Annotated in this window: 13 protein-coding genes; 3 read left to right on the top strand and 10 right to left on the bottom strand. The window is 71.8% G+C overall.

From position 1 onward, the window contains the following. Positions 1–173: 173 nt before the first annotated feature. From ACIBMZ_RS15400 to pgi, 8 genes are all read right to left on the bottom strand, one after another. Positions 174–473, bottom strand: a complete 300-nt coding sequence (locus ACIBMZ_RS15400) for a BON domain-containing protein (RefSeq protein WP_396694179.1) — start codon at positions 471–473, stop codon at positions 174–176. A gap of 204 nt (positions 474–677) precedes the next feature. Further along, entirely contained in the window at positions 678–1,883 is a 1,206-nt protein-coding gene (locus tag ACIBMZ_RS15395) for a sensor histidine kinase (protein ID WP_396694077.1), read from the bottom strand. A 13-nt stretch (positions 1,884–1,896) separates the two neighbouring features. Beyond that, positions 1,897–2,592 carry a response regulator transcription factor gene (locus ACIBMZ_RS15390; protein WP_396694075.1) on the bottom strand — a complete coding sequence of 232 codons (696 nt, stop codon included), beginning with the start codon at positions 2,590–2,592 and terminating at the stop codon, positions 1,897–1,899. Positions 2,593–2,598: 6 nt separating this feature from the next. Next, complete coding sequence (locus ACIBMZ_RS15385; RefSeq protein ID WP_396694073.1) at positions 2,599–3,531, bottom strand: S1C family serine protease; 933 nt, start codon at positions 3,529–3,531, stop codon at positions 2,599–2,601. Between the two features lie 20 nt (positions 3,532–3,551). Beyond that, on the bottom strand, positions 3,552–4,502 hold the full coding sequence (locus tag ACIBMZ_RS15380) for a VWA domain-containing protein (RefSeq protein WP_396694072.1): 951 nt from the start codon (positions 4,500–4,502) through the stop codon (positions 3,552–3,554). Continuing rightward, positions 4,499–5,482 carry a DUF58 domain-containing protein gene (locus tag ACIBMZ_RS15375; RefSeq protein ID WP_396694070.1) on the bottom strand — a complete coding sequence of 328 codons (984 nt, stop codon included), beginning with the start codon at positions 5,480–5,482 and terminating at the stop codon, positions 4,499–4,501. Before ACIBMZ_RS15375 ends, ACIBMZ_RS15380 begins: the two co-directional genes overlap by 4 nt. Then, complete coding sequence (locus ACIBMZ_RS15370; RefSeq protein ID WP_396694177.1) at positions 5,479–6,510, bottom strand: AAA family ATPase; 1,032 nt, start codon at positions 6,508–6,510, stop codon at positions 5,479–5,481. Before ACIBMZ_RS15370 ends, ACIBMZ_RS15375 begins: the two co-directional genes overlap by 4 nt. Positions 6,511–7,265: 755 nt before the next feature. Beyond that, positions 7,266–8,900 (bottom strand): glucose-6-phosphate isomerase, encoded by a 1,635-nt coding sequence (gene pgi / locus ACIBMZ_RS15365; RefSeq protein WP_396694068.1) that lies wholly within the window; start codon positions 8,898–8,900, stop codon positions 7,266–7,268. 208 nt (positions 8,901–9,108) lie between these two features. On the opposite strand from pgi, the gene ACIBMZ_RS15360 reads away from it, so the two are divergent. Beyond that, positions 9,109–10,539: a glucose-6-phosphate dehydrogenase gene (locus ACIBMZ_RS15360; protein WP_396694066.1), complete on the top strand. Its 1,431-nt coding sequence runs from the start codon at positions 9,109–9,111 to the stop codon at positions 10,537–10,539. Between the two features lie 207 nt (positions 10,540–10,746). Beyond that, the gene (locus tag ACIBMZ_RS15355; RefSeq protein ID WP_396694064.1) at positions 10,747–11,853 is read left to right on the top strand and encodes a sporulation protein; all 1,107 of its coding nucleotides are present in this window, start codon (positions 10,747–10,749) and stop codon (positions 11,851–11,853) included. Positions 11,854–11,964: 111 nt separating this feature from the next. Here ACIBMZ_RS15355 and ACIBMZ_RS15350 read toward each other — a convergent pair whose 3' ends face one another. Next, a complete protein-coding gene (locus ACIBMZ_RS15350; RefSeq protein WP_396694062.1) occupies positions 11,965–12,528 on the bottom strand; it encodes a GNAT family N-acetyltransferase in 564 nt (187 codons plus the stop codon). A gap of 88 nt (positions 12,529–12,616) precedes the next feature. Here ACIBMZ_RS15350 and ACIBMZ_RS15345 point away from each other — a divergent pair, with 88 nt between their 5' ends. Then, the gene (locus tag ACIBMZ_RS15345; protein ID WP_396694060.1) at positions 12,617–13,327 is read left to right on the top strand and encodes a siderophore-interacting protein; all 711 of its coding nucleotides are present in this window, start codon (positions 12,617–12,619) and stop codon (positions 13,325–13,327) included. A gap of 39 nt (positions 13,328–13,366) precedes the next feature. Here ACIBMZ_RS15345 and ACIBMZ_RS15340 read toward each other — a convergent pair whose 3' ends face one another. Then, positions 13,367–14,791, bottom strand: coding sequence for a cellulase family glycosylhydrolase (locus ACIBMZ_RS15340; RefSeq protein WP_396694058.1), 1,425 nt, complete (start codon positions 14,789–14,791; stop codon positions 13,367–13,369). Between the last annotated feature and the right edge of the window lie 161 nt (positions 14,792–14,952).

Genomic DNA, 14,952 nt, shown 5'->3' with positions numbered 1-14,952 from the left:
GTGCTGTTCCGCGAGCGACACCGCGACGGGTCGTGTCGCCCGATCCCGGGCCCTGGGGGAGGGGCCCGGGACCGGTCCGGCCGCGGGACCTGGCCGGGGGATAGGCGACACGGGGTGAACAGATCCGGCTCGCCCGTACCAGCCGGTGCCTGGCGGTACGGGCGAGCCGAAGCTCAGTGGCGGCTGCGCCGGGTGTTGGCCAGCCGCAGGGCGTTACAGACGTCCACCACACCTTCGACGTCCCAGGCCAGCTCACCGGCGGCCCGGCGGGTCTCCGCGCTGCCGACCAGCCCGGTGAGGATCACCACGCTGTTCTGCACCATCACGGTGATCTGCTGCCGTCGGGTGGTCCAGTCGGCGCTGAGTCGTTGGGCGACCAGGGCGGCCAGGCGGACGTCCTCGTCGTGGTGTTGCGGTTCGTCCCAGAGCGCACGGAAGGAGTGGTCGTCGGGCATCGGCCAGGGCCACGGCATCACCACAGCGGTCTCCTTCGTCGTCGACGCCGGCGACGCGAGGCGCCGTCCCGATCGACCACCACACTGCGCAACGACCTTGGAGTGGACCGCACGGTTGGATGACATTTGCATGACAGATCCTGCCGATGCCCGCCGCCCACCGATGCCCGCGCCCGGCGTCGGGCCCGTCCCGGCCCGGCAGCCACGCGGCAGAAGGCCAGGTCAGAGTGGTGCGGTGACCGGCGGTGGGGCGTCGTCGGCCCGGTCCGCGGCGGGCAACCACAACACGAAGACGCTGCCCGCGCCGGGCCGGGAGAAGACCGCCGCCTGCCCGCCGTGCGACTCCACGATCTGCCGCACGATGGCCAGCCCGAGCCCGGTACGCCGGTCACCCGAGTCGCCCCGCCCGGTCTCGCCGCGCCAGAACCGGTCGAAGACCCGGCGCTGGTCGTCCTCGGCGATACCCGGCCCCTCGTCCGCCACCGCCAGCCACAACCAACCGCCCGACCGACCGGTCGCCACGTGCACCGCACCGCCCAGCGGGGACAGGCGTACCGCGTTGGAGAGCAGATTGCCCGCCGCCCGGCGCAACGCGTCCGGGTCGCCGATGAGACCCAGGTCCGTGCCGAGCGCGTACCGCAGCCGCAGCCCGCGCCCGGCGGCCAGCGGGGCGAAGTCCTCACCCGCCTCGCGGGCCACCGCGCTCAGGTCGACGTCGGTGTCGGCCATCGCGTCGGCGTCCCGGCGTGCGGTGGCCAGCAGATCCTCCACCAGCCGCGACATCCGGGTGGTCGCCCGGTCGATCGTCGCCACCGCCGCCGTACGCTCCGGCTCGGTCGCCTCCGGCGAGTTCAGCGACGCGTCCAGGTTCGCCCGGATGATCGCCAGCGGACTGCGCAACTCGTGCGAGGCGTCGTCGATGAGCTGACGTTGGGCGTGGAAGGCGTGGTCCAGCCGGTCCAGCATCGAGTCGATGGTGTCGCCGAGATCCCGCAGCTCGTCGCGGGGACCGGCCAGCCGGATCCGGCGGGACAGGTCGGTGGCCTGGATGTCCCGGGCGGTACGCGCGATCGCGCCCACCGGACGCAACGCCCGCCCGGACAGCACCCACCCGATGCCGAGACTGGCCACGAAGAGTCCACCGAGCGCGATCAGCGAGTAGTCCCGGACGGTCTGCAACAGCCGCAGGTTGACCTCGTCCTCGATCTGCTGCACCTCGGCCACCTCGATGGTGGTGCCGGTGGCCACCGTCCGGCCGTCCTCCTTCTGCTTGTAGAGCTGCGCCTCGTACCGTTTGCTGATCGGCTTGGGGTCCACCGCCCGGTCCACCGCCACGTACGCCACCGCCAGCCCCGCCCCGGCCAACGCGAACAACAGCGTCGAGTAGAGCACCGTCAACCGGAACCGGATCGACCGGAACAGCCTCACGCCGCCACCTCGCTCACGCCGCCACCTCTCGCAACCGGTAGCCGCGCCCGATCACCGTCTCGATCGGTGGCTCGGTGTCGGTGCCGGTGAGTTTGCGCCGCAGCGTACCCACGGTGACCCGGACCGTCTCGGTGAACGGGTCGGCGTTGGCGTCCCAGACGTGCTCCAGCAGTTCCTCGGCGGGCACCACCCGACCGGGATGCGTCATCAGGTACTCCAGCACCCCGAACTCCTTGCGGGTGAGCTGGAGTTCCCGTACGCCCCGCCGGGCCTCCTGCCGCGCCACGTCCAGCGTCAACGCCCCGACGGTCAGCACCGCCCCGGTGCCGCCGGTGTCCCGCCGCAACAGCGCCCGGACCCGCGCCAGCAGCTCGGCGAGGGCGAACGGCTTCACCAGGTAGTCGTCGGCGCCCTCGTCGAGCCCGCGTACCCGGTCGCCGAGCGCGCCCCGGGCGGTCAGCATCAACACCCGCAGGTCCTGCCCAGCGGCGACCTCCACCGCGCCGGAGCGGATCGCCCGGCACACCGCGAACCCGTCCTCGTCGGGCAGGTTGACGTCCAACAGCATCAGGTCGTACGCGTTGACCAGCAGCAGCTCGTACGTCTGCGCCGCGTCCACCGCGACGTCGACGGCGTAACCGGCGCGGACCAACCCGAGCCGCAACGCGCCGGCCAGGTCCTCCTCGTCCTCCACCACGAGCAGCCGCATGTCCCGTCACCCTCTCGCGATCAGCCTCTGCGCCACCTGCGACGCGCGGTCGATCGGGACCGCGAAACCGATCCCGATGTTGCCGCCCCCCTCCAGTGTGGCGATGGCGGTGTTCACCCCGACCACCTCGCCCCGACCGTTGACCAGCGGCCCGCCCGAATTGCCGGGGTTGATGGACGCGTCGGTCTGCACCGCCGGCTGCCGCGCGCCACCACCGAGCCGGACCGGGCGGTCCAGCGCGCTGACGATCCCGGCGGTCACCGTGCCGGAGAGCCCCAGCGGCGAACCGACGGCCAGCACCGGCTCGCCCACCCGAGTCTGCCCGGTCGGGGCCAGCGGCAGCGGGCGCAGCCCGTTGCCCGGATCGACGCGTAGCACGGCGATGTCCGTACCCGGATCACGGCCGACCAACCGCGCGGTCAACCGACGGCCGTCCTGACCGACCACCTGGATGGTGCCGCCCCGGGCCACCACGTGGTCGTTGGTGACCACGTGCCCCCGGTCGTCGATGAGGAAACCGGAACCGGAGGCACCGCGCCCGCCGGACGAGGTCTGCACCGACACCACCCCGGCCAGGACCCGGTCGGCGGCGGCCACCAGGTCGCCACCGGGCCCGAGGGCGAGCGGCGGTGCGGCGGCCTCCGCCGCCTCCGGCGCGTCGTCGCGGGCGGCGAGGTGACCGGCCACCCCACCGGCGCCCGCGGAGACCGCCACCAGCGTCAACCCGACCAGCAACATCCGGGGCCACCGCGACGGCCCACCGCCGGGGGAGACGTCCGGCGGCGTGTCCGGCCCGACCGCCCCACCAGCCCCGGTGGGTACGCCCGGCGGAGCCGGTGTGCCTCTCGGTACGCCGTTCGGGGCGGCACCGGGATGCAGGTTCGGGGAGACGAATCGCGGCCCGCGCGGCTCACCGAGGCCCGGAATCGTGCTCGTCATGAACTGTCCCTTCGAAGTCGTCACGGCAGGCGGGAGAACCAGAACATCGACGCCGCCGCGGCCAGCAGCGCGAGCACCAGCCCGCCACCGATGAACCGGGCCGACACGTCCTGGCGTTCCATCCGGTAACCCACCGACGAACCGATGTCGGCGTACGCCTCGCGCAACTCGGCGCTGCTGCCCGCCTCGTAGTAGCCGCCCCCGGACTGCTCCGAGACGACCCGCAGGGTCTCCCCGTCGACCGGTACGCGCTGACCCGCGCCGATCTGACCGTCGAGCGTGCCGAAGGAGATGGTGTCGACGGGTACCCCGGCCTCCACCGCGTCGCCCGCCGCCGAGGTGGGGTTGCGTCCGGTGGTGTTGGCCCCGTCGGAGAGCACCACCACCCGGGCCGGTGGCGGCTCGGTGACCGCCTGCGCGTCCAGCGTGCGGATCGACTCCAGCGAGGCGTCGATGGCGTCGCCGATCGCGGTGCCCTGCACGCCGGTGACGCCCTCGTCGAGCCGGTCGATACCGGCCGCCATCACCTCCCGGTCGCCGGTGGGCGGCACCATCACCTGGGCGCTGCCGGCGAACGCCACCAGCCCCACGTTGAACTCCTCCGGCAGGTCCGCGACGAACTCCCGGGCCGCGTCCTTGGCGGCGATCAACCGATCCGGCGGTACGTCGTCGGCGAGCATGGACCGGGACACGTCCACCGCGACCATCACGGTGGCCCGTTCACGCGGCACGCGTACCTCGTCGGTGGGCCGGGCGAACCCGACCACGAGCAGCGCCAACATGGCGACGAACAGACCGGCGGGTACGTGTCGACGCCACGCCGGACGGCTCGGCGCGACCTTGTCCAGCAGTCGCAGGTTGGTGAACCGTACCGCGTACCGGCTGCGTCGCCGCTGCGTCACCAGGTAGCCGACGACCAGCGCGACCACCCCGGCGAGCAGCCACAACCTTTCCGGGGACTCCCAACTCACGCGCTTCTCCCTCCAGCCGGTCGGGTGGCTCGGGCGAGCCGTCGTTGGGCGTGGACGTGACGGACGATGTCGGTGATCCAGTCCCGGTCGGTGCTCAACGGCAGGTGTGACGCACCGGCCCGACGCAACGCCCGGTTCACCGCCAGTCGCTGGGCGGCTGCCGCCGCCGCGTACCGTTCCCGCAGCTTGCGGCTGCCGGTGGACACCTCGCGGCGCCGACCACTCTCCGGGTCGACGAGGGTGATCAGGCCGACGTCGGGCAGCTCCAGTTCGCGTGGGTCGCGGACCTCGACCGCGAGCACCTGGTGCCGGGCGGCCAGCCGCCGCAGCGGTCGCTCCCAGTCCGGCGGCGGCCCGTCCGCGCCGCCCATCCCCTCGTCGGGCAGGCCGTCGAGGAAGTCGGAGACCACCACGGCGAGCCCACGCCGACCGGCGGAGCGGCGCAACCCGTCGATCCCGTCGGCCAGCGCCACCGGCTGGGTGGCGGGCCGGCCCCGGGGCACCTCCATCAGCGTCCGCAGCAGACTGATCAGGTGGTGCCGTCCGGTACGGGCGGGGAATCGGCGTACCCCCGCGTCACCGAGCAGGTGCGCGCCGAGCCGGTTGCCGGTGCCGGCGGTGAGGAACCCGACGGCGGCCACGGCCGCCACCGCCAGTTCCCGCTTCTCCAACTCGGCGGTGCCGAAGTCCATGCTGGGCGTGGCGTCCACCAGCGTCCAGGTGGTCAGCTCCCGGTCCGCGTCCACGGTCCGCACGTGCGGCACGGCGGTACGCGCCGTCACCGACCAGTCCATCCGCCGAACCTCGTCCTCACCGGCCCGGTACTCGCGGCTGCCCGCCGGCTCGCTGCCCGCACCGGGCAGCAGCCCCAGGTGCTGGCCGTGCAGCAGCCCGTCCAGGCGGCGGGTGACCGTCAACTCCAACCGGCGCAGCCGACGCTGCGGTGCGAGCCGCCCGACACTCGTCGTGTGCGCGTTCACGCCGCCGCCCCCAGGCCGGGCCCCTGCTGCTCCTGAGCGGGGGCGATCTGCGGCGGCGGCACCGCCTCCACGATCCGCCGCACCAGCTCACCGGCGTCCACGTCGTCGGCGACCGCGTCGAAGCTGAGCACCAGCCGGTGGGTCAGCACGTCGGCGGCGATCTCCCGCACGTCGGCGGGAAGGACGTAGTCGCGGCCCCGCAGCAGGGCCAGCGCCCGTGCCGCGGCGACCAGGCCGAGCGTGGCCCGGGGACTGGCCCCGTACGCGAGCTGGTCCGCCACGTCGGCCAGCCCGAAGCGGCGCGGGTCCCGGGTGGCCAGCACCAGGCGTACGACGTACTCGGCCAACGCATGATGGACGAACACCTCGCGCGCCCGGGCCTGGAGCGCCACCAGTCGGCCTGGGTCGAGCACCGACCGCGCGGCCGGGCTGCTGGTGCCCATCCGATAGAGGATGCCCAGCTCCTCGTCGTCCGTCGGGTAGTCGACCACGACCTTCATCAGGAACCGGTCACGCTGCGCCTCCGGTAGCTGGTACACCCCCTCGGACTCGATCGGGTTCTGGGTGGCCAGCACCAGGAACGGGGTCGGCACCGGATAGGTGCGTCCACCGAGCGACACGTGCCCCTCGGCCATCACCTCCAGCAGCGCCGACTGCACCTTCGCCGGAGCCCGGTTGATCTCGTCGGCGAGCACCAGGTTGGCCATCACCGGTCCCAGCTCCACGTCGAAGCTCTCCGTCGACGGGCGATAGATTCGGGTGCCGAGGATGTCCGACGGCACCAGGTCCGGGGTGAACTGGATCCGGGCGAAGCTGCCGCCCACCGCCGTGGCCAGGGTCTCGGCGGCGAGCGTCTTCGCCACCCCCGGTACGCCCTCCAGCAGGCAGTGCCCCCGGGCCAGCAGCGCGGTCAACAGCCGCTCCACCAGCCGGTCCTGCCCGACGATGACCCGCTTCACCTCGAACAGGGTCTGTTCCAACAGTCGGGCCGCCCCGGCGTGCTCGCCGATGACGTCGAATTCGCGTATGTCGGTCGTCGTCACGCAGTCGCTCCTCGGTCGCGTCAGGGACGCGGGTACCCGACCCACGGGGAAGGCCGGGTACCCGCTCCTGACCCATTGGGCCAGAGCCCCCCGAAAGACAACCGAACGACGACCGTGAAGGCCGGGGACCGCCAGGTCGATGGACCCGGTCTCCTTCCCGGCGAGGTGAAGTGGGGTTTGCGGGCACTATCGAGCTGATGGCACAGACGGATCGCGGCCCCGGCCCGCGCACCGTCGCATCACGACGGTGCCCGTCGCGATCGCAGCTCGACAGGTCCCAGACCCACAGATGCACGCCGACCCTGGTCGCGCACCGGTTCGGCAGTTGAGCGTTCGACCGCCTCGCCGAGATCACGCTCGATCCTGGATCGAGTGGCATCCCAGCGCCACGACAACCACTCGATCCAGCATCGAGCACGACCTTGACGTCGAGGCGCGAGTGAGCCGGCGTAAGCACCGCCCACCGGCTCGGCGACACCATCGAGGCGGCACGCCGACGCCCAGCCCGAGGTGATCAAGGGGTTTTGGCCCCGTAGACGCACCGCTAGCGACCAAAACTTCTTGATCTGGAGGCGGCACAGGGCAGGTCGACCCGTCGGGGCGGCTTCCCGGACCTGCTGGGGTGATCAAGGAGTTCTGGTTCTGTGGGCGTACCAGGGGTGACCAGAACTCCTTGATCAACGGGCCGAGGGTGGGTGGGGTGGGGGTGGGGTGGGGGCAGGGGGTAGGGGGCAGGGGGGTCAGGGGCGGTTGCGGTGGGTTCGGTAGCGGCGGATGAGGGCGGCGGTGGAGCTGTCCAGGGTGGTCAGGTCGGGCTGGTCGCCGGTGAGCAGGGGGGCGAGCTGGTTCGCCATCACCTTGCCGAGTTCCACGCCCCACTGGTCGAACGGGTTGATGTCCCAGATCGCGCCCTCGGTGAGGACGATGTGCTCGTAGAGGGCGACCAGTTGGCCGAGCGTGGCGGGAGTGAGACTGAGGGCCGTGATCGAGGTGGTGGGGTGGTTGCCCGCCATCACCCGGTGCGGTACGAGGTCCGTCGGGGTGCCCTCGGCGGCGACCTGCTCGGCGGTGCGGCCGAAGGCCAGCGCGGCGGTCTGGGCGAAGAAGTTCGACATGAACAGGTCGTGCATGTCGCCGATCTCGTGGTTGGGCTCGCTGAACCCGATGAAGTCGGCCGGCACCAGCCGGGTGCCCTGGTGCAGCAACTGGTAGAAGGCGTGCTGGCCGTTGGTGCCCGGCTCGCCCCAGAAGATCTCCCCGGTGTCGTACGACACGGGCTGACCGTCGGTGCGGACCGACTTGCCGTTGCTCTCCATGGTGAGCTGTTGCAGGTAGGCCGGGAACCGGTGCAGGTACTGCGAGTAGGGCAGCACCGCGTGGGTCTGCGCGCCGAGGAAGTTGACGTACCAGATGTTCAGCAGCCCGAGCAGCACCGGGGCGTTGCGGGCGAGCGGCGCGGTGCGGAAGTGCTCGTCCACGGCGTGGTAGCCGGCCAGCATCTCGTCGAAGCGCGCCGGGCCGATGGAGAGCATCACCGACAGGCCGACCGCCGACGGCAACGAGTAGCGTCCGCCGACCCAGTCCCAGAAGCCGAACATGTTCGCCGGGTCGATGCCGAAGTCCGCGACCCGCTGGGCGTTGGTGCTGACCGCGACGAAGTGCCGGGCCACCGCCTCGTCGCCCGCGTCGAGCCCGGCCAGCAGCCAGCGTCGGGCCTGGTGGGCGTTGGCCAGGGTCTCCTGGGTGGAGAAGGTCTTCGACACGATCACGAACAGCGTGCTGGCCGGGTCCAGGTCGGCGGTGGTGTCGTGGATGTCGGTGGGGTCGATGTTCGACACGAACCGGCAGGAGATGCCGGCGTCGCGGTACGCCTTGAGCGCCTCGTACGCCATCACCGGCCCGAGGTCGGAGCCGCCGATGCCGATGTTGACCACGGTGCGGATCCGCTCGCCGGTGTGCCCGCGCCACTGGCCGGACCGCACCTGCTCGGCGAACTCGGCCATCCGCTGCCGGACGGCGTGCACGTCGGCCACCACGTCCTGGCCGTCCACGGTCAGCGTGGCGTCGCGGGGCAGCCGCAGCGCGGTGTGCAGGACGGCCCGGTCCTCGGTGCCGTTGATGTGCGCTCCGGCGAACATCGCGGCGATGCGGTCGGTGAGTCCGACCCGCTCGGCCAGCGCGGTCAGCAGGGCCAGGGTCTCGTCGGTGACCAGGTTCTTGCTGTAGTCGACGTAGAGATCGGCCACCTCGACGGTCAACCGCTCGCCCCGGTCGGGATCACCGGCGAACAGGTCCCGCAGGTGCGTCGCGCGGATCTCGTCGGCGTGCTTGCGCAGGGCCTGCCACTCGTCGGTGGTGGTGACGTCCGCAGCCATCGGATCGATCGTCTCCTCGCAGGGTAGGCACGCCGGCGTCGTCCGTCCGGCGGGATGGGACCAGCCTGCCACACGAAGATCGCCGCACCGGGCCGGACGCGGTCGGACCGGTCACGATCCGCGTGGGTGTCGATGCGCTGCGCGCACGGGCGGCGGATGACGGCGGGGTCGCTGCCCGGTCCCGGAACGGACAGGGCAAGGTGGAGGCATGACGACGTCGGCACCGAAGGCTCCCGCAGCCGCCTCCGAGACCTCCGCCACCCCTCGGCAGACGCTGCTGGTGCTGGGCGCCAGCGGCGACCTGACCGGTCGGCTGCTGCTGCCCGGGCTGGGCCGGTTGCTGGCCAGCGGCGCGGTCCCGAATCTGCGGCTGATCGGCAGCGGCATGGACGACTGGGACGACGAGCGGTGGCGTCGCCGGGTGGCCGACTCGTTCGCCAGCGTCGACGCGCAGGGCCCGGTGGAGAACGAGGTGCTCCGCGAGACCCGGTACGTGAGCGCCGACGTGACCCGCGAGGAGGACCTGCGGGGGCTGCTCAGTGGCTGTGCCGGCCCGGTGGTGATCTTCTTCGCGCTGCCGCCGTTCGTGACCGCCCGGTCGGCCGCCGCGTTGGCCCGCATCGGCGTACCGCCGGGCACCCGGTTGATGCTGGAGAAGCCCTTCGGCGTCGACCGGATCTCGGCGCGCTCGCTCAACGAGCTGTTGGCCACGCTGGTGCCCGAGGACCAGGTGCACCGCATCGACCACTTCCTCGGCAAGTCCACCGTGCTGAACCTGCTCGGCCTGCGCTTCGCCAACCGGATCTTCGAGCCGGTGTTGAACAACAACCACGTGGCCTGCGTGGACATCGTCTTCGACGAGACCCTTGGCCTGGAGGGTCGGGCCGGCTACTACGACCGTGCGGGCGCGTTGGTGGACATGGTGCAGAGTCACCTGCTCCAGGTGCTGGCCCTGCTCGGCATGGAGCCGCCGCCCACGCTGAGCGCCAAGGAACTGCGCGGGCGCAAGGCGCAGGTGCTGCGGGCCGTCCGGCTGTGGCAGGACGACCCGGTGGCGGCGAGCCGCCGGGCCCGGTACACGGCGGGCGACGTCGACGGCCGCCACCTGCCCGACTACGCCGCCGAGGAGGGCGTGGACCCGGGCCGGAACACCGAGACCCTCGCCGAGGTGGTGCTGGAGGTGGACACCTGGCGCTGGGCGGGAGTCCCGTTCCGGCTGCGCTCCGGCAAGGCCACCTCGGCGGTACGCAAGGAGGCCGTCATCACCTTCAAGCAGCCGGCCCGGGTGCCGGACGGTCTGACCGGGTACGAGGAGCCGGACCGGCTGCGGATCGGGTTCGGGCCGGACTGTCTCGGGCTGAACCTGAACATCAACGGCCCCGGCAACCCGTTCGACCTGAACCAGGTGCACCTGACGGCGGACTTCGGCCCCGGCGAGTTGCCCGCGTACGGCGAGGTGCTGCGCGGCGCGTTCGAGGGCGACCCGACGCTGTCGGTGCGGGGCGACGTGGCCGAGGAGTGCTGGCGCATCGTCGAGCCGGTGTTGGCCGCCTGGAAGGCGGGGCACGTGCCGTTGCAGGAGTACGCGGCCGGTTCGGCCGGTCCGGACGACTCACTGCTCGGCCCGGTACGCGGCTGACCAGGGCGGCAACCGGCCTCCCACGTGAGGGACTCTCACTGATGGTGACAGTGCGATATCTCTCAGCTACTTTTCAGCCGCCGGTGCTAGCTTCCCGACTCGACGGGATCCATGATGGACGGCGCCGATCCCGTTGCGACGCAACGGCTTAGGCGTAGAAGTCTCACGTCCGTGCCACGGTCGCGCCTGTTGTCGAGGGAGAAGCTCGTGGTGTTCAAGAAGATGCTGGGTGCCTTCGGGATCGGCGCGCCCAGCGTCGACACGGTCCTGTCCGACCCGGGCACCCGCCCCGGCTCGGTGCTGACCGGCCAGGTGAACCTGACCGGCGGCAGTCAGGACGTGGACATCGACCAGGTCGTGTTGAGCCTGGTCACCCGGGTCGAGGTCGACGGCGCGGACGGCGACCACGACGCGACCGTCGAGTTCCACCGGGTGCCGGTCGCGGGCGGGCTGCGCCTCGCGGAGGGGCAGCACCTGGCCCTGCCGTTCCAGATCCCGATGCCGTGGCAGACCCCGGTGACCGACGTCTACGGCCAGCGGCTGCCCGGCATGACCATGGGCCTGCGCACCGAGGTCGCCATCCGTGGCGCGGTCGACAAGGGCGACCTCGACCCGGTGTTCGTGCACCCGCTGCCGGTGCAGGAGCGGATCCTGGAGGCGTTCGGACGGCTGGGCTTCCGGTTCAAGGGCGCCGACCTGGAGCACGGGCAGATCGCCGGGGCGTACCAGACGCTGCCCTTCTATCAGGAGATCGAGTTCTTCGCCGCGCCGCAGTACGCCCACGAGGTCAACGAGGTCGAACTGACCTTCCTCGCCGACGAGCAGGGCGTCGACGTGGTGCTGGAGTTCGACCGGCGCGGCGGCCTGTTCACCGGCGGGCACGACACCTACGGCCGCTACCGTGTCGCGCACGCCGACGCCGACCAGCGGGACTGGGCCGCCGAGGTCGACGGCTGGTTCCGCCAGGCGCTCGACCAGTACCGCACCCTGCACCCCGGCGCGGGCTTCGCCCAACCCGGCCCGCAGGGCTACGGGCAGCCAGGTTACGGGCAGCCCGCCTACGGCCAACCCGGTTACGGGCAGCCCGGCTACCCTCAGCCCGGGTACGGGCAGCCGGTCGGCTACCCGCCGCAGCAGCCCACGTACGGGCACTACCAGGAGGAGCACCACGAGCGGCGCGGGCCGGGCGTGGGCGCGGTCGCCGCCGGTGTGGTCGGCGGCGCGGCGCTCGGATTCGTCGGCGGCATGGTCGCCGAGGAGGTCTTCGATTCCTTCGGTGACGACGAGGGTGGTGACGAGGGCGGCGAGGAGTGAGCCGCTGATCCTCGTCGCCCCGTCGACGTCACCACGAAGCGGGTGTCCACCCGCGACGGCCGCCCGGCCGCCAGGCTCCCCACTGGTGGTCGGGCGGTGTCGTGTGCCGGGTCAGTGGTGGGTCAGCACCGGTCGGTCCGCCTCGAACCGGGCCCGGGTGAGGAAGGCGAGCTGAGCCCGCTTGTCCGGCATGTCGATCTCCTCGGCCAGGGTGAACCCCTCGGCGAGCAGTCGACGGCGGGCCGCGTCGTTGCGCACGTCGGGCTCGACGACGATGCGGTCCCGGGTCGGGTCCAGGAACAGGAACCGGGCCAGGGCGGCGCCGACCGGGCTGGCCAGCGCGCGGGGCAGACCGGGTGGCGGGGCGAGCAGCAGGTGCATGCCGATGTCACCGGGGCGGACCGGGTAGCGCTCGCCGACCGGGTCGGCCGCCGGCTGGTACGTCTGGAACAGGCCGATCGGCACGTCGTCGAGCCGGATCAGGTAGGCGTGGTGGGTGGTCAGGGCGTCGACGAACTCGTAGATCTCGCGTACCTCGTCGAGGGTGTGCGAACCCATGCCCCAGAACACCGCACGGGGTTGGGTGACCCAGCCGTGCAGGAGTTCCGCGTCGACCATCGGGTCGACCGTGGTCAGGCTGAGGGTGCCGAGGTCGGCGATCTTCTCCTGGTACATGCTGCCTCACTTCGGAGGTGTCTCTCGCCAAGATCGGCGAGTTAGGTTAACCTAACCTAACTTTTCGGCACGGTAGCAGGAGGCACGGGTGAAGCGGAACTGGGAGTCGCTGGTCCTCAAGGCGATGGGCGGACGGAACTTCCGACTGACCGTCCTGGACTCCGCGCCGGTGAACGAGCGCTACCAGCGCCTGCTGGTCGACGGTGGCGGGCTGCTCCAGGAGTGCGAGGTCCACCCGACGATGTGGATCCGGCTCTGGTTCGACAACGACGGACGGGCGCACCAGCGGGCGTACACGCTCGTCGACCCGGACCCGGAGACCGGCCGCTTCCATCTGGAGTTCGCGCTGCACGACGGCGTCGCCGCCCGCTGGGCCGGCGCGGCCCGCCCCGGCGACACCATCGAGGCGACCGTGCACGGCACCGGGTTCGCCCTGCCCGACCCGGCGCCCCGGCACCTCTATCTCGTCGGGGACGCGGCCTCACTGCCGGCGGTGAACAGTCTGCTGGACAGCGCGCAGGACATCCCGGCGACGGTCTGGATCGAGTACGCCCACGAGGACGAGAAGGAGCTGGCCGCCCGCGCCCGCGCGCACCACGAGGTGGTGTGGGTGCCGCGCCGCGACGACGGGCGGCACCTGGTCGACACCGTCCGCGACGGGATGCCGGCCAGCGACGGCGGTTACTACTGGGTGGCCTGCGAGGCGGCCACCACCCGCAGCATCGTCAAGCACATCCGGCGCGGGCTCGGCGTGGGCCGCCAGCAGTTGACCGGAGTGGGCTACTGGAACGCCCGCTGAGCGGCGACCCCGGCGGATCTGCGCCGGGGCCGCCCCCGGTCAGCTCGTCGGGAAGTCGTCCGGCGTCCGGATGCGCTCGCGCATGAACGCACCCGAGGTGGTGAGCACGGACGTACCCGTGTAGTTGCCGCCGTTGCAGGTGCCCGGCCGCAACGCCGCGCTGCCCTCGGCCTTGTCGGAGAACGTCCAGTTGGCGTACCCGATCTTCAGCCGGTCGAGCAGGTCCAGCCACTGGGTGCTGCTGGCCAGGTCGGCGGCGCCGTCACCGGTGTAGTCCACGGTGCCGAACTCGGTGACGAACAACGGCAGCCGGGCGGCGGCCCGCTCGACCTCGGCCCGGTAGTTGTCCCGGTGCGACGCGGCGTAGAAGTGGAACGCGTACATGACGTTGCTCGCGTTCACCGGGTTGTTGACGATCTCGGTGTGGTTGGCGCCCTCCGAGACGCCCAGCGAGGACCAGCCCCGGGTGCCGACGATGACCACCGCGTCCGGGTCGTTGGCGCGGATGACCGGGATCACCTGGTCGGCGTAGTTCTTGATGGTCGACCAGCTCACCCCGTTGGGCTCGTTGGTGATCTCGTAGATCACGTTGTTCTTCGACGCGTGCCGCGCGGACACCGCGGCGAAGAAGGTCTTGGCCCGCTCCAGGTTGTGCATCGGGTCGCCGGGCGTGAGCGTGTGGAAGTCGATCATCGCGTACATGCCCCGTTCGGTGGCCTCCTCGACCAGGGCGTTGACCCGGTTGGTGAAGCCCGCCGGGTCGGTCTCGTACCCGTCCTCCTGGACGTACATGGCGATCCGGAACAGGTCGGCCCGCCAGTCGGTGGCGAGCGCGTCCAGCGAGGCGTCGTTGTAGCAGTTGCCGAACCACTGGAGACCGTGGCTGCTCATGCCGCGCAACTGGATCGGCCGGCCGTACTGGTTGCAGAGGTTGACCCCGCAGACCCGCAACTGTCCGTTGATCGCCACCGGGGTCTGCCCGCCGGGCGGCGGGGTGGTCGGTGGTGGCGTGGTCGGCGGGGGAGTGGTGGGCGTGGTCGAGCCGGTGCAGACCGTGCCGTTGAGGGTGAACGAGGTCGGTGCCGGATTCGCGCCGGTGAAGGTGCCGTTGAAGCCGATGGTGGTGCTCGCGCGGGTGGCGAGCGACCCGTTCCAGCTCGCGTTCCGCGCGGTGACCTCGCTGCCGCTCTGGCTCCAGGTGGCCGACCAGCCCTCGGCGAGGCGCTGGCCGCCGTCCGGGAAGCGGAAACCGAGCGTCCAGCCGGTGACCGGGTCGCCGACGTTGGTGATGGTCACGCTGGCGGTGAACCCGCCGGACCAACTGTTCGTCGTGTAGGCGACCGAGCAGCCGGGCGCGGCCATCGCGGCGGTCGTCGGCAGGGCGGCCAGCGTGCCGAGGGTCAGCGCGCCGACGGCACCGGCCGCGACCAGGAGGCGTCGGGTACGGCGCGGGGGATGCTTCATGGGGACCGTCGCAATCTGGTCGTGGTGGGGTACGGCCCTCCGGCGAGAGGGGACGGAGGCTCGGGAGCGCTCCCACGGGAGCCTACGATGGCTGGAAACATCGGCGCAATATTTAGCGCCATCGAAGCGATCTGACGCGGCGACGCCCCGGGAGGCACTCC

Source organism: Micromonospora sp. NPDC049900 (assembly GCF_044461025.1).
GTDB lineage: Bacteria > Actinomycetota > Actinomycetes > Mycobacteriales > Micromonosporaceae > Micromonospora.
Note: the sequence above shows the minus strand (reverse complement) of the source record. Positions and strands in the feature narration are given on the sequence as shown.